This window comes from Corynebacterium sp. HMSC08C04, from assembly GCF_001807495.1.
Lineage (GTDB): Bacteria > Actinomycetota > Actinomycetes > Mycobacteriales > Mycobacteriaceae > Corynebacterium > Corynebacterium simulans.
Map to the genome: position 1 here is coordinate 38,398 of NZ_KV789201.1, position 23,006 is coordinate 61,403.

Genomic DNA, 23,006 nt, shown 5'->3' on the forward strand with positions numbered 1-23,006 from the left:
TCGGCACTGCGGGATTTTGATTCCCGTTATCGCGACCGGATTCTGGTAAGACTTACTGGACGGAAATTATCAATCTAATGAAATCGGAGGAAACCCGTGGCCCTTCCAAAGTTGACTGATGAGCAGCGCAAGGAAGCTCTCGCAAAGGCCGCTGAGGCCCGCAAGGCTCGCGCCGAGCTCAAGGCTGCGCTGAAGCGCGGCGAAACCAACCTGAAGGACGTTCTGGACAAGGCTGAGACTGACGAGATCATCGGTAAGACCAAGGTCTCCGCTCTCCTCGAGGCTCTGCCGAAGGTTGGCAAGGTCAAGGCTAAGGAAATCATGGAAGATCTCGAGATTGCTCAGACCCGTCGTCTGCGCGGCCTCGGCGATCGTCAGCGCCGTGCCCTGCTCGAGCGCTTCGGCTACGGCGAATAAGATTCGCGATGTCTGACGCAACTGCACGCGGTAACCTGGTCGTTCTGGCTGGGCCTTCCGCTGTGGGTAAGTCCACTGTGGTTTCGCGTCTGCGCGATGACGTCGATCAGCTGTACTTCAGCGTCTCAATGACGACGCGTCAACCCCGACCTGGTGAGCAGGACGGGGTTGACTATTTCTTCGTTACTCCTGAAGCTTTCCAGCAGCGCATTGACGCCGGTGAAATGCTCGAATGGGCAGATATTCACGGCGGGCTCCAGCGCTCCGGCACTCCTGCACAGCCCGTAAAGGAAGCAATGGAGGCAGGCCGCCCCGTCCTCGTAGAGGTGGACCTGGAAGGCGCTCGCAACGTCAAGGCCGCCCTGCCGGAAGCAAAGACCGTGTTCTTGGCGCCGCCGTCATGGGAGGTGCTCGTTGAGCGCCTGACCGGCCGTGGCACCGAGCCGCAGGACGTCATCGACCGTAGGCTTAAGACCGCACACGCTGAACTTGCCGCACAAGACGAGTTCGAGCACGTCGTTGTCAATGAGAATCTTGATGACGCCGTGGCAGCTATTAGTGCTATCCTGCAGGGATAGAACTAGATTTTGACCATTTCCAAGTGAAGTAAAGGTGCATGTGACTAACGTGACCACCCCTGCTAATGCTGAGGCCCCGAAGCCAGAGCCAGTGTTCGATCCGCCAGTGGGCATTACTGCTCCGCCGATCGACGAGCTCCTCGATAAGGTCTCGTCCAAGTACGCTCTGGTGATCTTCGCCGCTAAGCGCGCGCGTCAGATCAACAGCTACTACCAAGAACAGGATGAGGGTGTCTTCGAGTTTGTCGGTCCTCTGGTAACCCCTGAGGCGGGCGAGAAGCCGCTTTCCATCGCTCTGCGTGAGATTGAAGCTGGTCTCCTCGATCACGAGGAAGGAAAGTAAAAGCTTTCAAATAAGCTTTGTCGGGCCCAGGTATCCTGCCGCCATCTTGGCGGGGGGAGCCTGGGCCTTTTGGCGTCTTGCGGCCGAAAAGTTTCCGGGCTGTAGAATTGGCCGGGTGAATCAAGCGAACCTTCATTCTTCTGCATCTTCTTCCGCGCCTTCTACTGCATCAGAAACATCCGCTCGGCCGCGCAATATCGTGGTGGGAGTAGCCGGTGGTATCGCCGCATACAAGGCTTGCCATTTAGTCCGCGACTTCAAAGAGCACGGAGATAGCGTCCGCGTTGTGCCAACTCAAGCGGCACTGCAGTTCGTGGGCGCGGCTACCTTTGAGGCGCTTTCAGGCAGCCCCGTGAGCACCTCGGTTTTCGATGATGTGGATTCAGTCCAGCACGTCAATATTGGTCAGCACGCAGACGCCGTTGTTGTAGCTCCCGCCACGGCCGATGTCATCTCCCGCATCGCCGCTGGCCGTGCCGATGACTTGCTGACGGCCACGGTGCTGGTGGCGACCTGCCCTGTCATCGTTGTCCCTGCAATGCACACCGAGATGTGGCAGAACCCGGCCACGGTGGATAACGTTGCCACCTTGCGGCGCCGCGGAATCACCGTGATGGAGCCAGCACACGGCCGCCTAACCGGCCGCGATTCGGGCCCGGGGCGTTTGCCCGAGCCAGAGCAGATTGCCGAGCTCGTGCGCACCGAGTTGGCGGGCTACCGCATGGGCCAGGGGCTTGCAGGCAAGAATGTCGTTATTTCTGCAGGCGGTACGCAGGAGAACCTTGACCCGGTGCGTTACTTGGGTAACCGTTCCTCCGGCCGGCAAGGCTTCGCACTTGCCGAGATTGCCGCACAACGCGGCGCGAACGTCACCCTCGTCGCCGGTAACACGGAGAAGCTGCCTGTTCCGTCTGGGGCAAAGGTTCGCAACGTTGTTTCGACGGCGGAGCTACAGGCGGCGATGGAGGAGGAAGCGCGCGATGCGGACGTGGTCATCATGGCCGCTGCCGTGGCCGATTACCGCCCGGCACACATTGCAGAGTCAAAGATGAAGAAAGGCCAGGCAGATGCCGAGCTTTCTAGCATTCAGCTAGTGGAGAACCCTGATGTGCTCAAAGGGATCGTCGCCAAGCGTGATGCAGGCGAGCTTAACCCCAATGCCGTCGTCGTGGGCTTTGCCGCGGAGACCGGCGATGCCACCCATTCCGCGCTCGATTTTGCCAAGGAAAAGTTTTTAAAGAAGGGCTGTGACCTCTTGATGGCCAACGAGGTTGGCGAGGGTAAGGTTTTTGGGCAGTCCGATAGCGAGGGCTGGATTTTAAGCCGCGATGCGGCGCCACAAGTGGTTGCTCACGGCTCAAAGCATGTGGTCGCGTCCCAAATCCTCGACGCAGTACAAGAGATAATGAGCAACTAGGCCAAGGCCTAATTGATTTAATAGACCGCTTGGTCTATGCTGGCTAGTTGTTAAAGCTTGGGGCCAGAACCATGCATCGAACGCTAAAAGAGCTTTCGCTAGTTAAGCTTTTCTGTCTGCACTAAGGAATATCTGTGACTTTAAACCCTGCACCGGCTACCCGTTTGTTCACCAGCGAATCCGTGACTGAGGGCCACCCGGACAAGATCTGCGACGCTATCTCCGACACCATTTTGGATGCGCTGTTGGAAAAGGATCCGAAGGCGCGCGTGGCAGTGGAAACCCTCGTGACCACCGGCCAGGTTCACGTTGTCGGTGAGGTTCGCACCACCGGCTACGTAGAAATCCCGCAGTTGGTCCGCAAGACCTTGACGGACATCGGTTTTACTTCCTCCGACGTCGGATTCGACGGCCACACCTGTGGCGTTAACGTCGCCATCGGCGAGCAGTCCCAGGAAATTGGCGCTGGCGTCGATACCTCTACGGAGGCTCGTGACCGTTCCGATGACTACGACGAGGAAAATGATACCGCCGGTGCCGGTGACCAAGGCCTGATGTTCGGCTACGCCACCAACGAGACCGATGAGTTCATGCCGTTGCCTATCGCACTGGCACATCGCCTTTCGCGCCGCTTGACCGAGGTTCGCAAGCAGGGCATCGTCGATCACCTGCGCCCAGACGGCAAGACCCAGGTGACCTTCGCCTACACCGACGATAACCGACCTTCCCACCTGGACACCGTGGTTATCTCCACCCAGCACGATCCCGAGGTTTCCCAGGAGTGGCTCATGGAGCAACTGCGCGAGCACGTCGTGGAATGGGTTATCAAGGACGCCAAGCTCGAGCACTTCTACGGCGAGGACACCACGCTGCTGGTCAACCCTTCCGGCTCCTTCATCTTGGGTGGCCCGATGGGCGATGCTGGCCTTACCGGCCGCAAGATCATCGTCGATACCTACGGCGGCATGGCTCGCCACGGCGGTGGCGCGTTCTCCGGCAAGGACCCGAGCAAGGTGGACCGCTCTGCGGCCTACGCCATGCGCTGGGTAGCTAAGAACATCGTCGCTGCGGATTTGGCTGACAAGGCTGAGGTCCAGGTCGCCTACGCCATCGGCCGTGCGAAGCCGGTGGGCCTGTACGTCGAGACCTTTGGCACTGCGAAACACGGGCTTGACGACGCCACGATTCAGGCCGCCGTCAACAAGGTCTTCGATTTGCGCCCGGCCGCTATCATCCGCGATCTCGACTTGCTGCGTCCCATCTACCGCCAGACCGCAGCCTACGGCCACTTCGGCCGCACCGACATTGAGCTGCCATGGGAGTCCACCGACCGTGCCGTCGCACTGCGTGAGGCTGCCGGCCTGTAGTATCAGAGCCTATGCCAGCTAGAACACCCGCCGCCCATAAACCGGTCGCGCGGGTGTTGCCTTTATTGGGCGTCGCCCACCTAGACCGCGGCTTCGATTATCGCGTCGACGAATCGCAGTCGGCTGCTGCTAAGCCCGGCGTGCGCGTGCGCATCCGCTTCAATGGGCGGCTGACAGACGCCATCGTTTTGGAGCGCCGCAATGACAGCGAGTTCGACGGCCAGCTGCGTTACCTGGACCGCGTGATTTCGCCCTATGCGGTCTACTCAGCTGAGCTTGCCGAACTCATCGAGTCGCTCGCGGCCCGCTATGGGGCGGTGCGCTCAGACATTATTCGCTCCGCGATTCCGCCGCGGCATGCCAAGGCAGAAGAATCCGATCTCGCCACCCCGTGGGAGGAGATGGGCGAGGCACAAGAACCAGATCTTTCGGGGTGGTCGGCATATCAGCATGGTGAGTCCTTTGTGGACTCGGTATTGGCCGGTGGGCTGGCCCGCGCCGCATGGCAGATTGCGCCGGGCGATGACTGGGCGAGTGCCGTCGCGGCATTGGCCGCAAAAGTGGCACTCGACGGCGGCGGAGTCTTGCTCGTGGTGCCGGACCAACGCGGCGTCGACAAGCTGGAAAAGGCTTTGCGAAAAGTGGTCGCAGCCAAGCAGATCACCGTCTTGGGCAATGCCACGGGTCCGCAGGCACGCTACCGCCGATATCTTTCCGCTTTGGTGGGGCAGGCGCGCATTGTGTTGGGTACCCGCTCGGCGGCCTTTGCGCCGGTACAGAACCTACGCCTGGCGTTCATTTTTGATGATGGCAACGACAACCTCGTAGATAACCTAAAACCCTATGTCCACACCCGCGAGGTGCTGACCACGCGCTCAGCTAAGGAAGGCTGCAGTCTGATTCTGGCGGGGCATGCCCGCAGCGCAGAGACACAGCTGCTGGTCGAATCTGGGTGGGCGCATGACCTGCTCGCTAGTGAATCCACGTTGGAAACACGGCGTCCTGCAATGACTGCGGTAGGGGCGTTTGGCCTGCAGGTTGCGCGTGATCTGCAGGGCGGAACCACCTCGGTTACAGGGCCTGCCTTCCAAGCTGCGAAGCGTGCGCTGGACCGTGCGCAGCCGGTGCTCGTGCAGGTCCCGCGGAAGGGCTACGCACCAATTCTGGCTTGCGGCAATTGCCGAGCCCCCGCGCGCTGCCGCCACTGTAACGGCCCCTTGGGCCTTGCCGCCGATAGACGCGGGGGAGATACGCACCATGCCTCCTTGCCCACGTGTCGGTGGTGTGGCCGCATCGAGTCGAAATTCCGCTGTGTCGAATGCGGCTCGCCGCGGCTGCGGGCTATCGTACTGGGCTCTGAGCGCACGGCGGAAGAGTTGGGACGGGCGTTTCCGAGTACCCGCATCGTTGTCTCGGGCGGCAACAAGGTCGTAGACGAGGTCGCAGATGAGGCGGCACTGGTCATCGCAACGCCGGGCGCAGAACCGGCCGTCGCCCACGGCGGGCACTACGGCGCAGCTTTGCTGTTGGATGCAGGCACGCTGCTCAACCGCCAGGATCTGCGCGCCACGGAGGAAGCTCTCTCTAAGTGGGCGTCTGCAGCTACCTTGGTCTGTTCGCACAACAAGGGCGGTGAAGTGGTCATCGCCGCTGACGGTGAACTGCCGGTCATTCAGTCCTTGCTGAATTGGGACATGGTTGGTGCCGCACGCCGTGAGCTGGCGGGGCGTCGGGAAGTGCGTTTCCCGCCAGCAGTGCACATGGCTGCGGTCGATGGTGCCGATGCCAGCCTGGATCACTTCATGTCTATTGCGGAGCTACCGGAAAACGTGGAGGTTTTGGGACCCGTACCGTTGCCACCGGGGCTGAGCCTGCCCGGCGAATATGACGAGCAGCGATTTGGGCCGCCGCAACGCGTACTGATTAGGACCCCGTTGGGCCCGCGTGCCCAATTGGGCAACGCCTTGCGTAAGGCCAATGCCGCCCGCAGCGCGCGCAAGGACGAGCTTCCTTTGCGCATCCAAGTCGATCCCATCCACATCGGCTAGTCCTTCCATACCCCGTTAGGCGGTGCCGGGGGATTGTTCCACTATTGTCGAGGGCAGCAAATAAAAGAAGAATCAACGTGGATGAGGCGAGGAAGGCTCCTATTAAATGGCACTAAGAGCAATCCGCATGTACGGCGACCCAGTTCTCACCTCCCGTGCGGTGGAGATTGAGAAATTCGATGCTTCACTTGCAGCGCTAGCGGCTGACATGCTGGAGACTATGGACGAGGCAGGCGGAGTAGGACTTGCGGCGAATCAGATTGGCTTGACCAAGCGCATCTTTGTCTACGATTGCTCGCACGTGCAAACGGGTTTGCGTGGCGCAATCATCAATCCCGTGTGGGAGCCCATCGGACAGGCGAAGCAGGATGGCCCTGAGGGCTGTCTTTCCATCCCTGGGATTTCTGAAAATACGGAGCGTTACGAAACCGTGGTTTTAAGCGGCCGCGATATCCGTGGTAACGCCATTTCTATGGTCGCCTCCGGGCTCATGGCGCGCTGTATCCAACACGAGACCGATCATCTCGATGGCGTGTTGTTCCTGGACCGGTTGACTAAGGAAAAGCGCAAGCAGGCCATGCAGGTAATCCGCAATTCTGACTGGTTTAATTCTTAAAAAACTACCTAGTATTTTTCAAAGCATACTTATAAAGGAGACGCCACAGCATGAGAATCATCTTCGCTGGAACGCCGGAACCCGCGGTCGTGGCACTGGAAAAGCTGATTGCCTCTGAACACGAAGTCGTCGCCGTACTTACCCGGCCGGATGCTCGCAAGGGGCGTGGGCGCAGTCTGCATCCGAGCCCGGTGAAAGAGCTGGCGCAAAAGCACGGCATAGAGGTGTTAACTCCTACCTCGCTGAAGCCGGATACCGAGGATGGAAAGGCGCTGCGTGAGCGCCTGCATGAGCTCGAACCGGCTGCGATTCCGGTGGTGGCGTATGGCAATCTGATTACACCGGACCTGCTGGATGTACCCGAGCACGGTTGGGTAAACCTGCACTTTTCTTTGCTCCCGGCATGGCGAGGGGCGGCGCCGGTCCAGGCAGCGATTGCGGCAGGCGATGAGCGCACGGGCGCTACCACCTTCCGCATCGATGAAGGCCTCGATACCGGTGAGATTCTCGGAGTCGTGGAGTCAGATATCTCGGAGACCGACACTGCCGATGACTTGCTGACCCGCCTGGCTTTTAAGGGGGCAGATCTGCTGGTTGAGACAATGGACGGTTTGGCAGCCGGCAGCATCACACCGCGCCCGCAGGAGGGCGAGGCCACGTACGCCTCCAAGATTGCGGTGGAGGACGCGCAAGTGGACTGGACGGCACCGGCTACCGTGGTGGATCGCCACATCCGCGCGCATACTCCGGGGCCAGGCGCTTGGACGCTGCTGGATTCTCAGCGCGTGAAGCTTTCTCCGTTAAGCCTTGTCGAGGAAGCTGAGTCTGGCGCGGCGCTTGCCGACGTCGCGCTCGAACCAGGTCAGGCGCACATCACGAAGAAGGCCGTATACGTTGGAACGGGCGAGGGGATTGTCAAGCTTGATCGCCTGCAACCCCCAGGAAAGAAGATGATGAACGCTGCAGACTGGGCACGCGGTCTTGGCGGCGCTAAAGAAGTGAGGTTTTCATGAGCGGCGGATTCCGTTCTCGTTCCAAGTCTGGCGACAAGCCTAAGGAAACGTCCCAGAATAAGGGGCGTGGTCAGTCTGGCAAACCTAATAAAGGTAATAGGCGGCCGGTGCGCAACAATGCGCGCGGCAGGAAAGAGAACCCATCCTTCGTGAAAGCAGCGCGCCGAGCGGGCATTGATGTCGCGCGCGCGGTTGCCTACGAGGTGCTGCGCCGCGTGCACAGTGATGATGCTTTTGCGAATCTCACCCTGCCGAAGGCGCTGCGCGTACACAAGTTGGAGGCCCGGGACGCAGCTTTCTGCACCGAGCTGACCTACGGTGCGTTACGCAGTGAGGGCGTGCTCGATGCCGTCATCGAAAAGTGCTCTTCCCGTGGGCTCGATGCCATCGCACCAGAGGTGCTCGACGCATTGCGTCTGGGTACCTATCAGGTGCTTTTCACCCGCGTTGAGGCTCACGCTGCGGTTGATACCACCGTGCGCTTGGTGGAGGCCGCCGGCTTCGAGAAGGCGAAGGGCTTTGCCAATGGCATTATGCGTACGGTAACGCGCACGCCTTCCGAGAAGTGGCTGGACAAGCTCGCGCCGAGTGGTGAGGTAGCAGCGCTTGCCTTCAAGCATGCGCACCCGACCTGGATTGCGGAATCCTTCGCCCGCGTCGTCGGCTTGGGCGAGCTGGAGGCCGCCTTGGAAGGGGATTCGCAGCGCCCGATCGTGCACTTGGTGGCACGCCCTGGTGAGATCAGCGCGGAGGAGCTGGCCCTTATGACCGGCAACGAGGAGGGCAAGTATTCGCCTTATGCGGTGTACATGTCTGCCGGTGATCCAGGCGATCTGGAGCCGGTCAAACAAGGCCTGGCCGCAGTGCAGGACGAGGGTTCGCAGCTTATCGCCCGCGCCGTTGCGGAGGCGCCGCTGGAAGGGGAGGATTCCGGACGCTGGCTGGATCTGTGCGCCGGCCCTGGCGGTAAGGCGGCGCTGATGGGTGCGCTGGCGCGTATTGAGCAGGCCACCGTTGATGCAGTCGAGGTCTCACCGCACCGTGCGGAGCTCATCAAAAAGACCGTGGCGGATCTCCCGGTGCGCGTGCACGTGGGTGATGGCCGCGAACCTGGCCTGGAGCCGGGCTTCGACCGCGTGCTGGTCGACGCCCCGTGCTCCGGCCTGGGTGCTTTGCGCCGTCGTCCAGAGGCGCGTTGGCGGAAGGCCGAAAGCGACATTGCTGACCTCAATGAGCTGCAATTTGAGCTGCTCGAATCCGCGTTGCGGCTCGTCCGTCCTGGCGGCGTGGTGGTTTATTCCACCTGTTCTCCAGATCTTAGGGAAACGCGCGACATTGTGGACCGCGCCGTCGCCAAGCTGGGCGCAGAGGAACTCGACGCGCACACACTAATTCCAGACATGGGGGATGTGGGCCGCCATAAGTCGGTCCAGATGTGGCCGCACCGTCATGGCACGGATGCGATGTTCTTCGCAGCTTTGCGGCGCACGAACTAGGCGCTGAGCCGGTTTCGCGGCGAGGCGTCGCAGGGTAGGTCTAGACTATGGGGCATGTCTGCTCCGATTATTTCCCCATCCATCCTCGCCGCTGACTTCTCCCGCTTGGGCGAAGAAGTGCGCGCCGTATCCAACGCTGATTGGATCCACGTCGACATCATGGATGGACACTTCGTCCCCAACCTTTCCTTTGGCCCAGACATCACAAAGACCGTTGACGCAGTCACGGACCAGGTGCTTGATGTGCATCTGATGATTGAGGAGCCAGAAAAATGGGTGGAGACCTATGCTGCAGCCGGCGCCGATTGCATCATTTTCCACGCGGAAGCTGTTGCGGATGTGGCGGCCAGCCTCGCCTTGGCGGAAAAGATTCGGGGGCTGGGCGTGCGCGCAGGTATCTCGGTCAAGCCGGATACCGCAATCGAGCCGTGGTTGGACAAGCTCGCTAGCTTTGATTTGGTGCTCGTGATGTCCGTGGAGCCGGGCTTTGGCGGCCAGAAGTTTATGCCGGAGATGCTGGATAAGGTGCGTGCTTTGCGTGCAGTTATTGATGATGAAGGGCTTGCAACTCTCATCGAGATCGACGGTGGCATTTCGGCGGAGACCATCCGTGAATCAGCAATGGCTGGCTGCCATGCTTTCGTTGCCGGCTCTGCAATTTATAAGCAGGAGGATAAAGCTGGCGCAGTCGCGGAATTGCGCGAGCTGGCCACCCTGTAGAAGACCGTGAATAGAGCTTTGAATCGAAGCTCGCAAAAGCCTGAAAGAATTTTCATGAAGCTTGATTTAGAAGCGGCCCTGCTGCGTGCAATGGAGGCTGGCCAGTCTGTCCGCGGTACCACTAGCCCCAATCCGCCTGTGGGTGCCGTCATTTTAGATGCTCAGGGCGAATTGGTTGGTACTGGTGCCACCCAGCCGGCAGGAGGTGCGCACGCGGAAGTAATGGCTCTCAACGAAGCTGGGGAGGCTGCGCGCAATGGCACTGCGGTGGTCACCCTTGAACCGTGTAACCACACCGGGCGCACCGGTCCGTGCGCGCAGGCGCTTATTGATGCTGGGGTTTCGCGGGTCTTTTTCCTGCATGGCGATCCAAACCAGGAAGCAGCCGGGGGAGCGAGCACCCTGCAAGCAGCTGGGATTGAAGTTGCACAGGTTGCGGCACCCGTTGACAAGGATGTTCCCGACGCGCTCTTGCCGTGGTTGCGTGCCATCGAAATGGGCAGGCCACACGTCACCCTCAAATTTGCGCAGACCCTCGACGGGTTCACCGCCGCAGTAGACGGCACCAGCCAGTGGATTACTGGCGAGCATGCCCGCGCCTGGGTGCACGTTGACCGCTCACAACGCGACGCTATCTTGATCGGCACGGGCACGGCTTTGGCCGATAACCCGTCGCTTACCGCCCGCCGCCCAGACGGCAGCCTTTTTGAGCAGCAGCCGCGCCGCGTGGTGATTGGTCGCCGCAACTTGGAGGACGCGGGCGCGGCGGCCAGCAACTTGCGCGAGCTCGGCTACCTGCAGTTTGAGGACATCGACCAAGCCTTGTGCGAGCTCTATGCGGATGGCGCACGCGATATTTTGGTGGAAGGCGGGGCAGGTCTTGCTAGCTCTTTTCTCAACGCAGGCTACGTCGATGCAGTGCAGGCTTATATTGCCCCGGTTCTTTTGGGCGAAGGCCGTGGCGTATTGGCGCATCCGGTGGCCCAGACCTTGAGCGACGCTAAGCGTTTCCGCCGCAGTGCCACCAAGGTCTTGGGTGATGATGTCTTAATTGAGTACGTGCTCAATTCGCCGAGTTAGACGCACAGAGTTAGACACACAGAGTCAACAAATCATAAATAGAAGGAATTTGCTTGTTTACAGGACTCGTAGAGGAACTAGCCACCGTCTGCTCCGTTGAGGAGCAGGGCGATGCGATTCGGCTGGGGATTAGAGCGCCTCACGTGCTTAGCGACGCCGCGCTCGGTGACTCGATTGCGGTCAACGGAGTCTGTCTTACGGTGGCAGCGCTGGATGGCGATGCTTTCGTCGCCGACGTCATGGCCGAGTCGTTGCGACGCTCGGCGCTGGGGCAGTTGCGCGAGGGCTCCGTCGTCAACGTGGAGCGGGCGCTTTTGCCCACCACGCGTTTGGGCGGACACATCATGCAAGGCCACGTGGACGGCACCGCAGAACTTTTATCGCGTACCCCTTCGCAGAATTGGGAAGTGTTGCGCTTTAGCCTTCCCCACGACCTTGCACGATACGTCGTCGAGAAGGGCTCAATCGCAGTTAGCGGCACCTCGTTGACCGTAAGCGCGATCGGAGCGGACTGGTTTGAGGTGTCGCTGATTCCAACCACCCTGCGCGACACAATCTTCGGCACGATGGGGGTCGGCGCTGCCGTAAACCTAGAAGTAGATGTGTTGGCCAAGTACGTTGAGAAGATGTACGGGCCTAACGCGCAGGACGCAAACCACAGGGGCTAAAGTAAATCCTTATGACCGCAGCAGAATCTTCCGTCAAACTCGACACTGTTGAACAGGCCATTGCTGATATTGCGGCCGGCAAAGCGGTGGTTGTGGTTGACAACGAAGACCGAGAAAACGAAGGCGACCTCATTTTCGCCGCGGAGCTGGCAACCCCAGAACTCGTGGCCTTCATGGTCCGCTACACCTCCGGCTATATTTGTGCGCCGCTGTTGCCAGAAGATTGCGCGCGACTGAACCTGCCGCCGATGATGGCGCTTAACGAGGACGTGCGCGCCACCGCTTACACGGTGACAGTAGATGCAGCGACCGGCACCACGGGAATCTCCGCGGGCTCCCGAGCAGAGACCATCCGGCGCTTGGCTGATCCGACCACCACGGTCTCTGACTTCACCCGTCCGGGTCACGTGGTTCCTTTGAGCGCACGCCCAAGCGGCGTTCTGGAGCGTGATGGACACACGGAAGCTGCGGTAGATCTCGCGCGCTTGGCGGGGCTGCGGCCGGCCGGCGTTTTGTGCGAGATCGTCTCCGAGGAAGACCCCACCGATATGGCGCGTTCGCCGGAACTGCGACGCTTTGCCGATACCCATGGGCTGACCATGATCTCCATCGAGCAGCTCATTGATTGGCGCCGCCACAAGGAAACCCAGATTCGCCGCTCGGTGGCATCGCGCCTGCCCACCGATCACGGCCTGTTCAATGTGCTGGGATACACCCATGACATCGACGGCAACGAGCACATCGCGCTGGTTGCAGGCGACGTCGAGGAGCTTCGCGGCGCGGAAGACGTGCTGGTGCGCGTGCACTCTGAGTGCCTCACGGGTGACGTGTTTGGATCCCGTCGCTGTGATTGTGGCCCTCAGCTCAACGCTTCGCTCAAGGCGGTTCAGGAAGCCGGACGTGGCGTGGTGATTTATCTGCGTGGCCAAGAAGGCCGCGGCATTGGCTTGGTGAACAAGCTGAAAGCCTATCGTTTGCAAGACAAAGGCCTTGACACCGTCGATGCCAATCTCGAGCAGGGCCTGCCCGAAGACGCGCGCGAGTATTCCGTGGCGGGTCAGATTCTGCGGGACCTTGGCATTGCTTCCGTTGTCCTCATGACTAATAATCCGCACAAGGGTGAGGGTTTGGCCGGCTTTGGTGTCGATGCTTCTCAGCACACTACGCTTGCTGTGGAAGCAAACGAGGACAACATCACCTACCTGCGCACCAAGCGTGACCGCATGGGCCATGACCTGCCGCAGGTTGAACACTGGGATATGCAGCATCCAGCAGGTGGTGCCCACGACGCGAATGATGAAGACCACCGCAACTAAGCACTAAGAAAGGTTTCCGATGGCTAAAGAAGGCTTGCCTGAAATTGAATTGGTCCCCGCTGAGGGGATCCGCGTGGCTGTCGTAACCGCGACGTGGAACGCCGAAATCTGCGACCAGCTGCACAAGCGCGCTGTAGAGACTGCTCGTGCATGTGGCGCGCAGGTGACCGAGACTCGCGTGGTTGGGGCACTCGAACTTCCCGTCGTGGTGCAGGCGGCGGCCCGGACCCACGATGCCGTGGTTGCGCTGGGCTGCGTGGTAAAGGGCGGCACCCCGCACTTCGATTACGTGTGTGACTCCGTAACGCAGGGCCTAACCCGCATCGCTCTAGACGAGTCCACTCCGGTGGGCAACGGCGTGCTCACCGTGAACGAGTATTCACAGGCAGTCGATCGCGCAGGCTTTGCCACCTCAGATGAAGACAAGGGCGCGGAGTCGATGGTGGCGGCTTTAGACACGGTATTGAAATTGCGTACACTAGATGGGCTGGCAGGCTAGGCCAGCCTGTAAACCACGAAGAAGGAACTAATGACTGACGCACAAGAATCTGGGGCCCGCGAGACGTCGACACGCACGCAGCTTACCGACGCCGAGGTTCTGGCCTACACCAGTGCGGATCCGTTCGCGCAGACGTCGACGAAGCCGTGGATTTATGAGGCTAAGTCGCAATTTTTGCGCAAGGTGGCCATCGGTTGGGTCATCCTCGTCATGGCTATCCATATTTTCATGGGCCTTACCTTGGATATCTCCTTCACCGGTGCTGCCGTCACCACTATCGATAAGTTCGCTTTCCCCGGCGTGGGCCTGCTTATCTCGGTTCTGTCTTGGCTGGCCCTGACGCGCCCGCGCTTGCGTGCGAATGAAGACGGCGTCGAGGTGCGTAACATCGTAGGTACCCGTTTTTATCCTTGGCAGGTCGTCTACGGACTATCCTTCCCAGAGGGCGAGCGGATGGCGCGCATCGAGTTGCCCGACTTCGAGTATGTGCCGGTTTGGGCACTGCAGGCTGGCGATAAGGCCGCCGTTATCTCGAAGGTTCGCGCTTTCCGCGACCTTGAAGCTAAGTACATGCCGCAGGATTAAAAAGTGGCAGATCCCGCTACCTACCGACCAGCGCCAGGCACTATTCCCACAGAGCCTGGCGTTTATAAGTTTCGTGATGAAAACCGCCGGGTAATTTACGTAGGCAAGGCCAAGAACCTGCGCGCACGTTTGTCCAACTATTTCCAGGACATCACGCAGCTGCATCCGCGCACGCGCCAGATGGTGCTTACCGCTGCGTCGGTGGAATGGACCGTGGTTGCCAGCGAGGTGGAAGCGCTGCAGCTGGAATATACCTGGATTAAGCGCTTCGACCCGCGGTTTAATGTCATGTACCGCGACGATAAGACCTATCCGATGCTTGCGGTATCGGTAGGAGAGATCGTCCCACGCGCCTTCTTTTACCGTGGCCCGCGGCGGAAGGGCGTGCGTTATTTTGGTCCGTATTCCCATGCTTGGGCGGTGCGCGAAACCTTGGACCTGCTCACGCGCGTGTTCCCCATGCGCACCTGTTCCAAGGGCGTCTACAACCGGCACGAGCGCTTGGGCCGTCCGTGTCTATTGGGATATATCGGCAAATGTTCGGCACCGTGTACCGGTGCGGTATCGAAGGCAGATCATAGGGAGACCGTAAATTCGCTGGTTTCCTTTATGAACGGCAATACCTCCGCCGTGACCCGTGAACTAACCCAGCGCATGGAGCAAGCCGCGGAAAACCTCGAGTTTGAGCTTGCTGCACGCCTGCGCGATGACTTAGGCGCAATCAACAAGATTATGGAGCAGCAGGCCGTCGTGTTCAATGACGGAACTGATGCGGATCTCATTGCCTTTAGCTCTGATGAGCTGGAGGCCGCTGTGCAGATCTTCCATGTGCGTGACGGCCGCATCCGTGGCCAGCGCGGCTGGGTCGTAGAACGCTCAGGCGACCAAGCCCCGACGGGGCCGTGGGAAGAAGGCGAAAGCGATCCGGCTTTGCCGGCGTTGATGCAAAACTTCCTGATCCAGTTCTATTCGGATGCGGCAGACCGCGAGCAGCAAGAGATGGAGGAAGACGCTGCTCTTAGCAGGCGCGGTGTGGACCAGGAATCGCATACGGAAACCCGCCGCGGCAACGTGATTCCGCGGGAGATCTTGGTGCAGGCCATGCCGGACGAGTCGGCTGAAGTCATCTCCCTGCTCGAGGATCTGCGTGGGGCGCAGGTGAATATGCGAGTACCGCAGCGCGGCGATAAGCACTCCCTGATGGAGACCGTCGAGCGCAACGCTAAGGAGCAGCTGCGCCAGCACAAGCTCAAGCGCGTCGGTGATCTCACCGCGCGTTCGGCGGCCCTGCAGGACATCCAGGAAGCCTTGGGGATGGACCAGGCGCCGCTGCGCATCGAGTGCACCGATATCTCCCATATTCAAGGCACCGATGTGGTTGCTTCCCTCGTGGTCTTTGAGGACGGTCTGCCACGCAAGGCTGATTACAGGCGTTACCGCATCAAGGAGGCGGCTGGTGAGGGTCGCTCTGATGACGTCGGCTCCATCGCCGAGGTAACTCGCCGCCGTTTCAAGCGCCACAACGAGGACAAGCTCGCCAACCCAGACGAGGAAGTCGAGGAGTCCACCTTCGACGACGAGAATGTGCAGGAAGAATCCGCAGAAGCGGGACGTCGTTTTGCCTACCCGCCGCAGCTATTCATCGTGGACGGTGGCGCTCCGCAGGTTGCGGCAGCGCAAGAGGTATTTGATGAGCTCGGTATCGTGGACGTGACCCTCGTTGGCCTTGCAAAGCGCTTGGAGGAAATCTGGGTCCCGGGTGATGATGAACCGGTTATTCTCCCGCGTAACTCGCAGGCGCTGTACTTGCTACAGCAGATCCGCGACGAGGCACACCGCTTTGCTATTACTTATCACCGCCAGCAGCGTTCCAAGCGCATGCGTTCTTCGGTACTGGATTCGGTGCCGGGCTTGGGGCCGCAGCGCCGCACCGATTTGGTCAAGCATTTTGGCTCGGTGAAAAAGCTCAAGGAAGCCTCGGCGGAGGAGATCGCAGCGGTCAAGGGCTTTGGCCCGAAACTTGCCGGTGTGGTCTATGAACATCTGCATGGTTAAAGAAATTCAGTGTTCTATAAGTCTTCGCGGGCTAAGATGGGCTGCATGACGCACTTAGAATCCCCGCCCATCTTCATCACCGGTATGTCGGGTGGTGGCTTGACCTCCGCAGCCAAAGTCTTGGAGGACAAAGGCTACTACGTTGCCCACAACATCCCGCCGAAGGCCATCATTGATCTTCTCAAGCTGTGCGCGATGGAGGAGACCAAGGTTAAGAAGGTCGCAGCGGTAACTGACGTGCGTTCCCGTATGTTTCTAGGTTCGCTGCTGGAGACCATCGATGAAGTTACCGAACTCGGCATGAAGCCAACGGTACTGTTTCTCGATGCACGCGATGACGTTTTGATTCGCCGTTTCGATTCCGTGCGCCGTACCCACCCCCTACAGGGTGGAGACACGCTGAAGGCAGGCATTCAGAGGGAGCGAAAAGCCATCGCGCATGCCCGCGAGCGTGCGGACATCATCATCGATACCACCAATCTCTCCATCCATGATCTGCGGCGTGCGATGGAGGCCGCCTTCGGTGATATGCGCAAAGACGTCCAGCACGTCACCGTCGAGTCCTTTGGCTTTAAAAATGGCTCGCCTCGCGATGCAGACCTTGTGCTTGACGTGCGATTCTTGCCCAATCCTTATTGGGTTCCGGAGCTGCGCGGCTACCGTGGCACCGATGAGCCGGTCTCGGATTATGTCTTGGCCCATCCTGCCGCCGAGAAGTTCATTGAGCACTTTCTGGATATGTTCGGCACCATGCTCAAGGGCTATCGTCACGAGGGCAAGAACTTCATCACAGTTGGCGTCGGCTGTACGGGCGGCCACCACCGTTCCGTTGCCGTTGCCGAGGAATTGACCCGGCGCCTGCGTCAGCGCGGAGACCTCGAGGTAAACGCTCTGCACCGCGATATTCAACGCGGCTAGTTTTTCTATTTCCTTGCACAATTGACCCGGAAAGCTTATAAATCCACCAATGACTCGACAAACCCACATGGCTTGCCTCGGTGGCGGCCATGGTCTTTATCAAACCCTTCTTGCTGCCCAGATGACGGGCGTGGAGCGGATCTCAGCCATAGTTACCGTCGCCGATGACGGTGGCTCTTCAGGGCGTCTGCGCCGTGAGCTGGACATCATTCCACCCGGTGATCTGCGCATGGCGCTGGCCGCGCTTTCCGATGACACGGAAACTGGCCAAATGTGGGCAGAGACGTTGCAACATCGTTTCCGGGGCAACGGTGCGATGGCAGGGCACGCCGTGGGTAATTTGCTTATTGCTGGCCTGACTGAGGTTCTCGGCGATTATCAGGCGGCCCTGGATAAGGTAGCCCAGCTGACCAATTCCCGCGGCCGCGTGCTGCCGGTGGTCAATCAGCCGCTGGACATCGAGGCGGAGGTCGCCGGACTTGACGAGGATCCCCGCATCATGCGGGCCGTACGCGGCCAAGTGGCGGTGGCTTCCACTCCGGGTCAGGTACGTCGCGTACGCATCCTTCCGGCGCATCCACAGGCCAATCCGAACGCTTTGGCCGCGCTTTCCGACGCCGACCTCATCACCATCGGCCCCGGCTCTTGGTTTAGCTCGGTGCTACCGCACGTGCTGGTGCCGGAAATCGTGAACACTGTGAAGAACTCTTCCGCGATGCGCGTGGTTGTGCTGAACCTTTCGGCAGAGCCGGGCGAGACTCAGGGCTTTTCTGCGGAGCGGCATCTCCACGTGTTGGCGCAGCATGCGCCGGAACTGCGCATCGACCGCGTCTTGGTGGATTCCAACGCTATCCCTAGTGAGAGTGAGCGCAGCTATCTGCAGCGCGCAGCCAACGTACTGGGCGCCCAAGCGGTATTCGCTGACGTTAGCCTGCGTGATGAAAACGGCGTGCGTCTAAACAAGCATGATCCACACAAGCTTTCTGCTGCGTTGAAAGGATTGCTCGAGCAAAGCTAGCCTAGTGCGGCCAAGGATTTATCGTGCAGGCTAGACTAGTGTTTCTCTATGTCTGTATAAGGCATTCCGTGCCTGATAGGGCATACCGCGTCTGCGCAGACCTGGTTGGATGATGCTCGGTCTGTACAGCAAGAATCATTGAGAAAGGGGCAAGGACTTTGTCTGCTTCATTGACCGAACAGGTCAAGGATGAACTCACAGCAGTCTCCGTTCCACGCCAGTCCGCTCGTGCCGCGGAAATTTCCGCCATGTTGCGCTTTGCCGGCGAGCTGACCGTAAGCGGGGACCAGATGGCCTACGAAATCGAAGTGGACAATCTGCGCATTGCCGAGCGGCTCATCGAAGCCCTCGATGACCTCTACAGCGTGAAGGCAACCTCGCATGTTGTGGGGCCGGCCGGTTCGCAGAAGAAGTCTCGCGTTCAGCTGCGCGTTGCCTCCGGCGCAAAGGAGCTAACGCGTCGCCTAGGGTTGGTCACTCGTTCGGGCCATCCGGTGGTGGGACTGCCGCCGCAGGTAATCTCGGGCTCTATCGCCGACAACGAGGCCGCATGGAGGGGCGCATTCCTTGCCCAAGGGACGCTGACCGAGCCGGGCCGTTCTTCTACCCTCGAGGTGCTATGCCCTTGCCAAGAGGCCGCGCTGGCTTTGGTGGGCTGTGCACGCCGCCTGGGAATCTCTGCAAAAACCAAGGAAACCCGTGGCGCCGATCGCGTCGTTGTGCGCGATGGCGATGCTATTGGCGCCTTGTTGACCCGCATGGGCGCTCAGGAAACCCGCTTGACGTGGGAGAAGAAGCGCGTCAAGCGCGAGGCGCACGATACCTCGAAGCGCCTGGATAACTTCGATGATGCTAATTTGCGCCGTTCCGCGCGTGCTGCGGTAGCTGCCGCCGCCCGTGTAGAGCGCGCGATGGAAATATTGGGCGACGACGTGCCCGAGCACCTCGCAGATGCGGGCCGCCTGCGCGTCCAGCACCGCGAGGCCTCCTTGGAGGAACTGGGACGCCTGGCTGATCCTCCAATGACTAAGGATGCTGTTGCCGGACGCATCCGGCGCTTGCTTTCCATGGCAGATAAGCGCGCCGAGGAGCTTGATATTCCGGACACCAACGAATCGATCACTGATGATCTTTTTGACGAGTCGTAGACTTTACTAGGTGAAAAAGTTTCTGATTTTCAAGGTTTCGATCAAAGCCTTAGCCGCCAGCCGCCTTGTCCGATCGGACGGGGCGGTTTTGTTCGGGCAAAACAGGCACATTCGGGAGTAGGCGGATACTTTACGCCCAGCATTGCTGCGTCTGGTACCTGCTGGATATGTTTGCTAATCAGGGCTGAGCTGGGGGAGTGATATATCCCACCCCAGGCAACATAAACCAACACATACGGACAAACTCGGGGGTAGTGCAGGGGGTTTTCGGTGCGGATTAGTCATGTGAGCCAAAAATTGTACGCCTGTTTTTGCCTTTCGTCATTACCTGGTTCTAGAAAGCCTCGGGTGGCCCTTTGACCGCTGCATGCTTGGTGTTTGCTCGGTAGTATCGGCCGTGTTGGGAAAACTCACCGAGGTTCTTCGCACCAAAGACGAACTAGAGGAGATGCCTCGGAGCCCACATAACTTTTACTCGATTTATAGAGGAGAAAAACAGTGACCATCCGCGTAGGCATCAATGGCTTTGGCCGCATCGGCCGCAACTTCTTCCGTGCAGTTGCCCAGGGCGACTCCGACCTCGAGGTAGTTGCAGTCAACGACCTCACCGACAACGGCAGCCTGGCAAATCTTCTCAAGTACGATTCCGTTCTCGGCCGCTTCGACGGCGAGATCACTCATGATGACGAGTCCATCACCGTCAACGGCCACCGCATCGCAGTTTCTGCTGAGCGCGATCCAAAGAACTTGAACTGGTCCGAACACAACGTTGACATCGTTATCGAGTCCACCGGCTTCTTTACCGATGGTGAGGCAGCAAAGGCTCACATCGAGGCTGGCGCCAAGAAGGTCATCATTTCTGCACCGGGCAAGAACGTTGACGGCACCTTCGTCTACGGCGTCAACTCCGACGAATACGACGCTGCGAAGCACAACGTTATTTCCGCAGCTTCCTGCACAACCAACTGCCTGGCACCGATGGCAAAGGTCCTCAATGACAAGTTCGGCATCGAGAAGGGCCTGATGACCACCGTTCACTCCTACACCGGTGACCAGCGCATCCAGGATGCACCACACAAGGACCCACGCCGTGCACGCGCTGCAGCGGTCAACATGGTTCCGACCTCCACCGGCGCTGCAAAGGCAGTTGCACTGGTTCTTCCGGAGCTTGAAGGCAAGCTGGACGGCTACGCAATGCGCGTTCCGACCATCACCGGTTCCGCAACCGACCTGACTTTCACCGCTTCCCGCGACGTCACCGTTGAGGAAATCAACGCTGCAATCAAGGAAGCCTCTGTTGGCGAGTTCGGCGAGACCCTCGCATACACCGAAGACCCAATCGTTTCCACCGACATCATCACCGACCCACACGGTTGCATCTTCGACGCCGGCATGACCAAGGTCTCCAACGGCAACCTCGTCAAGGTCCTTGGCTGGTACGACAACGAGTGGGGCTACACCAACCAGCTCGTGCGCACCACCTCCTTGGTCGCTTCCAAGCTTTAAGCTCGGCGCTTGCAAGTCTTAACTAGAGGCTTGGCTTAGATGTTCTACCGGCTCACGCAATTTCCCGCCCAAGGGTCATGCGTGGGCCGGTAGTCTTGTATAGAACGCTTTTTAAAGATTTCAATGAAGGAGAATCCAATGGCTTTCAAGACCCTTGATGACCTCATCGCAGAGGGTGTGGAGTCCCGCCACGTCCTCGTACGATCCGACTTCAATGTGCCGCTCGACGAGGAAGGCAACATTACTGACTCCGGACGTATCACCGCATCCCTGCCAACCATCAAGGCACTCGTTGAAGGTGGCGCCAAGGTCATCCTTTCCGCACACCTGGGCCGTCCAAAGGGCGAGGTAAACGAGAAGTACTCCCTGGCACCGGTAGCAGAGGCTCTTTCTGAGGCACTGGGTCAATACGTAGCGCTTGCTGGCGACGTAACCGGTGAGGACGCACACGAGCGCGCAAACGGTCTTAACGACGGTGACGTCATGCTGATCGAGAACGTGCGTTTCGATGCTCGCGAGACCTCCAAGGATGAGGCTGAGCGCGGCGCTTTCGCTGATGAGCTCGCTGCCTTGGCTGCGGATAACGGCGCCTTCGTCTCCGACGGTTTTGGCGTTGTCCACCGCGCGCAGGCTTCCGTATACGACGTCGCTAAGCGCCTGCCGGCGTTTGCAGGCAAACTCGTGCAGAAGGAAGTCGAGACTCTCGCAGCTGTCGCTGAAAAGCCAGAACACCCATACGTGGTTGTCCTCGGCGGCGCGAAGGTCTCTGACAAGCTCGGCGTCATCGAAGCGCTGGCAGATAAGGCTGACAAGGTCATCATTGGTGGAGGCATGTGCTACACCCTGCTCGCGGCAAAGGGCTACAACGTTCAGAACTCTCTGCTGCAGGAAGACCAGATCGACAACTGCAAGGACCTGCTCGAGCGCTTCGGTGACAAGCTTGTTCTGCCGGTAGACCTCATTGCTGCTACCGAGTTCAACGCTGATGCGGAAAACAAGGTTGTCGCCCTCGACGGCATCCCAGAGGGCTGGATGTCCCTGGACATTGGACCTGAGTCCGTTAAGGCATTCGACGAGGTTATTGCATCCTCTAAGACCGTATTCTGGAATGGTCCGATGGGCGTATTCGAGATGGAGGCATTCTCCAAGGGCACCGAAGGCGTGGCTAAGTCCATCATCTCTGCCACCGAAAACAACGGCTCCTTCACCGTCGTCGGCGGTGGCGACTCCGCCGCTTCGGTTCGCCTGCTTGGCCTGAATGAAGAGGGCTTTTCCCACATCTCCACCGGCGGCGGCGCATCCCTCGAGTTCCTCGAGGGTAAGGAACTGCCGGGCGTATCTGTTCTGCAGGCATAAGCGCCGCAGTTACACAGGCCTACGCACAATAAAACCTGAAAGGAAAATTTTCCATGGCACGTAAACCACTGATTGCCGGTAACTGGAAGATGAACCTGGACCACAAGGAAGCAATCGCCTCCATCCAGAAGTTCGACTTCTCTCTGCCGAAGGACTACTACGACAAGGTCGACGTCGCCTTCATGGTGCCGTTTACTGATCTGCGCACCATGCAGACCCTCTCCGAGGGCGACAAGCTGCTTCTGACCTACGGCGCACAGGACATCTCCAAGCACGATTCTGGCGCCTACACCGGTGAGGTCTCAGGCAAGATGCTTGCATCCTTGGGCTGCAAGTGGGCCGTAGTTGGCCACTCTGAGCGCCGCGAGTACCACGGCGAGACCGACGAGCTCGTATCGGAAAAGGCTGCTGCAGCACTCAAGCACGGCCTGAGCCCGATCGTGTGCGTCGGCGAGCCGCTCGACGTTCGCGAGTCCGGCACCCACGTTGACTACGTGGTCAACCAGACCCGCAATTCCCTCGCAGGCCTGTCCGCTGAGGACTTGTCTAAGACCGTCGTTGCCTATGAGCCTGTCTGGGCCATCGGCACCGGCAAGGTTGCCTCCGCTGACGACGCCCAGGAGGTTTGCGCTGCAATCCGTGCTCTTGTACGCGAACTTGCGGGCGAAGAGGTGGCGGAAGGCATTCGTATTCTCTACGGCGGTTCCGTCAAGGTTGACTCCGTCGCCGAGATCGTGGGCAAGCCCGACGTCGATGGCGGGCTAGTCGGCGGAGCTTCCTTGGTAGGCGACGAATTTGCCAAGCTCGCTGCAAACGCATCCACCGTTGCCTAAGCACCGAGT

At 59.5% G+C, this 23,006-nt stretch carries 22 protein-coding genes; all 22 read left to right on the forward strand.

From position 1 onward, the window contains the following. Positions 1-96: 96 nt before the first annotated feature. The 22 genes from mihF (at position 97) to tpiA (ending at position 22,997) form a co-directional block, all read left to right on the forward strand. The gene (mihF, locus tag HMPREF3169_RS02515; RefSeq protein WP_005531652.1) at positions 97-417 is read left to right on the forward strand and encodes an integration host factor, actinobacterial type; all 321 of its coding nucleotides are present in this window, start codon (positions 97-99) and stop codon (positions 415-417) included. Between the two features lie 8 nt (positions 418-425). Then, complete coding sequence (gene gmk / locus HMPREF3169_RS02520) at positions 426-995, forward strand: guanylate kinase (RefSeq protein ID WP_061922273.1); 570 nt, start codon at positions 426-428, stop codon at positions 993-995. A gap of 40 nt (positions 996-1,035) precedes the next feature. Continuing rightward, complete coding sequence (rpoZ, locus tag HMPREF3169_RS02525) at positions 1,036-1,338, forward strand: DNA-directed RNA polymerase subunit omega (RefSeq protein ID WP_061922276.1); 303 nt, start codon at positions 1,036-1,038, stop codon at positions 1,336-1,338. 199 nt (positions 1,339-1,537) lie between these two features. Next, the gene (gene coaBC, locus HMPREF3169_RS02530) at positions 1,538-2,755 is read left to right on the forward strand and encodes a bifunctional phosphopantothenoylcysteine decarboxylase/phosphopantothenate--cysteine ligase CoaBC (RefSeq protein ID WP_070455651.1); all 1,218 of its coding nucleotides are present in this window, start codon (positions 1,538-1,540) and stop codon (positions 2,753-2,755) included. Positions 2,756-2,889: 134 nt separating this feature from the next. Beyond that, complete coding sequence (gene metK / locus HMPREF3169_RS02535; RefSeq protein WP_062035134.1) at positions 2,890-4,122, forward strand: methionine adenosyltransferase; 1,233 nt, start codon at positions 2,890-2,892, stop codon at positions 4,120-4,122. A gap of 11 nt (positions 4,123-4,133) precedes the next feature. Then, positions 4,134-6,170: a primosomal protein N' gene (locus tag HMPREF3169_RS02540; protein WP_061922281.1), complete on the forward strand. Its 2,037-nt coding sequence runs from the start codon at positions 4,134-4,136 to the stop codon at positions 6,168-6,170. Between the two features lie 106 nt (positions 6,171-6,276). Next, complete coding sequence (gene def, locus HMPREF3169_RS02545; RefSeq protein ID WP_061922284.1) at positions 6,277-6,786, forward strand: peptide deformylase; 510 nt, start codon at positions 6,277-6,279, stop codon at positions 6,784-6,786. A gap of 50 nt (positions 6,787-6,836) precedes the next feature. Then, positions 6,837-7,799: a methionyl-tRNA formyltransferase gene (gene fmt, locus HMPREF3169_RS02550; protein WP_061922287.1), complete on the forward strand. Its 963-nt coding sequence runs from the start codon at positions 6,837-6,839 to the stop codon at positions 7,797-7,799. Beyond that, entirely contained in the window at positions 7,796-9,295 is a 1,500-nt protein-coding gene (locus HMPREF3169_RS02555; RefSeq protein WP_070455614.1) for an RsmB/NOP family class I SAM-dependent RNA methyltransferase, read from the forward strand. The genes fmt and HMPREF3169_RS02555 overlap by 4 nt, the downstream gene beginning before the upstream one ends. 54 nt (positions 9,296-9,349) lie before the next feature. Then, positions 9,350-10,015, forward strand: a complete 666-nt coding sequence (gene rpe, locus HMPREF3169_RS02560) for a ribulose-phosphate 3-epimerase (RefSeq protein ID WP_070455615.1) — start codon at positions 9,350-9,352, stop codon at positions 10,013-10,015. Between the two features lie 54 nt (positions 10,016-10,069). Then, positions 10,070-11,095: a bifunctional diaminohydroxyphosphoribosylaminopyrimidine deaminase/5-amino-6-(5-phosphoribosylamino)uracil reductase RibD gene (ribD, locus tag HMPREF3169_RS02565; RefSeq protein WP_061922295.1), complete on the forward strand. Its 1,026-nt coding sequence runs from the start codon at positions 10,070-10,072 to the stop codon at positions 11,093-11,095. A gap of 53 nt (positions 11,096-11,148) precedes the next feature. Continuing rightward, the gene (locus HMPREF3169_RS02570) at positions 11,149-11,763 is read left to right on the forward strand and encodes a riboflavin synthase (protein WP_061922298.1); all 615 of its coding nucleotides are present in this window, start codon (positions 11,149-11,151) and stop codon (positions 11,761-11,763) included. An 11-nt stretch (positions 11,764-11,774) separates the two neighbouring features. Further along, positions 11,775-13,079, forward strand: coding sequence for a bifunctional 3,4-dihydroxy-2-butanone-4-phosphate synthase/GTP cyclohydrolase II (locus tag HMPREF3169_RS02575; RefSeq protein WP_061922301.1), 1,305 nt, complete (start codon positions 11,775-11,777; stop codon positions 13,077-13,079). 19 nt (positions 13,080-13,098) lie between these two features. After that, a complete protein-coding gene (gene ribH / locus HMPREF3169_RS02580) occupies positions 13,099-13,578 on the forward strand; it encodes a 6,7-dimethyl-8-ribityllumazine synthase (RefSeq protein ID WP_061922304.1) in 480 nt (159 codons plus the stop codon). A gap of 30 nt (positions 13,579-13,608) precedes the next feature. Beyond that, entirely contained in the window at positions 13,609-14,163 is a 555-nt protein-coding gene (locus HMPREF3169_RS02585; RefSeq protein ID WP_061922307.1) for a PH domain-containing protein, read from the forward strand. A 3-nt stretch (positions 14,164-14,166) separates the two neighbouring features. Further along, on the forward strand, positions 14,167-16,218 hold the full coding sequence (gene uvrC / locus HMPREF3169_RS02590) for an excinuclease ABC subunit UvrC (RefSeq protein WP_061922310.1): 2,052 nt from the start codon (positions 14,167-14,169) through the stop codon (positions 16,216-16,218). Positions 16,219-16,263: 45 nt separating this feature from the next. Continuing rightward, positions 16,264-17,136 carry an RNase adapter RapZ gene (gene rapZ / locus HMPREF3169_RS02595; RefSeq protein WP_141744794.1) on the forward strand — a complete coding sequence of 291 codons (873 nt, stop codon included), beginning with the start codon at positions 16,264-16,266 and terminating at the stop codon, positions 17,134-17,136. A gap of 49 nt (positions 17,137-17,185) precedes the next feature. Beyond that, complete coding sequence (gene yvcK / locus HMPREF3169_RS02600; protein WP_061922313.1) at positions 17,186-18,154, forward strand: gluconeogenesis factor YvcK family protein; 969 nt, start codon at positions 17,186-17,188, stop codon at positions 18,152-18,154. Between the two features lie 158 nt (positions 18,155-18,312). Next, positions 18,313-19,302, forward strand: a complete 990-nt coding sequence (whiA, locus tag HMPREF3169_RS02605; RefSeq protein WP_061922316.1) for a DNA-binding protein WhiA — start codon at positions 18,313-18,315, stop codon at positions 19,300-19,302. A gap of 498 nt (positions 19,303-19,800) precedes the next feature. After that, a complete protein-coding gene (gene gap, locus HMPREF3169_RS02610; RefSeq protein ID WP_061922319.1) occupies positions 19,801-20,808 on the forward strand; it encodes a type I glyceraldehyde-3-phosphate dehydrogenase in 1,008 nt (335 codons plus the stop codon). 138 nt (positions 20,809-20,946) lie between these two features. After that, positions 20,947-22,164, forward strand: coding sequence for a phosphoglycerate kinase (gene pgk / locus HMPREF3169_RS02615; protein ID WP_061922322.1), 1,218 nt, complete (start codon positions 20,947-20,949; stop codon positions 22,162-22,164). 53 nt (positions 22,165-22,217) lie between these two features. Beyond that, positions 22,218-22,997, forward strand: a complete 780-nt coding sequence (gene tpiA / locus HMPREF3169_RS02620) for a triose-phosphate isomerase (protein WP_061922325.1) — start codon at positions 22,218-22,220, stop codon at positions 22,995-22,997. Positions 22,998-23,006: the final 9 nt, after the last annotated feature.